Source organism: Rhizobium sp. 05L419, from assembly GCF_056397845.1.
On the sequence record NZ_JBFTOF010000086.1, the window covers coordinates 1 to 568 of the forward strand.

Genomic DNA, 568 nt, shown 5'->3' on the forward strand with positions numbered 1-568 from the left:
TCCTCAGGTGCTGAGACCGGCTGGCCTTCGCGCCAGACTCTGACGATTTGATTTTGCTGGTCCAGCACCAGAATCAGCTGATGGCCGAACATCTCATACAGCCACAGCCCAATGTTCTCATCCAGCCACCTGCTGCTGTTGCCCTCTGCCAGATGCTGCTCAAAGGGTCCCCAGCGCGACAGGCTACGCAGCTGGCGCAGATGCTCATTCAGACTCTGTGAAAAAGAGGCTTCAATCATCCGTTGCTGCTGATGCCGGGCCTCTGTATTGGTGAGTGAGGTACCAACAAAGAGCGCAGCGCCTGCACCTACAAACGTCAGCAGTAAGATAGCCACGAGCGGCACCAGGACTTCACGCAGGAAACTGCGACGAAAATCAGAGGAAAGTTTAAGGGTGTTAATCATATTGTTGTTTTTCTCAGCAGCAGGGGAACAGCTTAAAAATTAGCAGATTGCACAAAAACGTCCACGCAAAGCCTTACGCTTAGTGATTCTGTCAATTTTTTGTTGCCGGATGGCCAGGGCAGGCTAAAAAAGGGGAGTGAAAAAGTGGCTGTGTTGTATCAGAT

The 568-nt window shown here is 51.4% G+C and carries 1 protein-coding gene; it reads right to left on the bottom strand.

Features of this window, described 5'->3' with window-relative positions; genetic code table 11:
• Nucleotides 1-404: CHASE4 domain-containing protein (locus tag AC1DMK_RS31100; protein WP_477864051.1), on the bottom strand; the 404-nt coding region annotated here is incomplete at its 3' end.
• Nucleotides 405-568 lie beyond the last annotated feature (164 nt).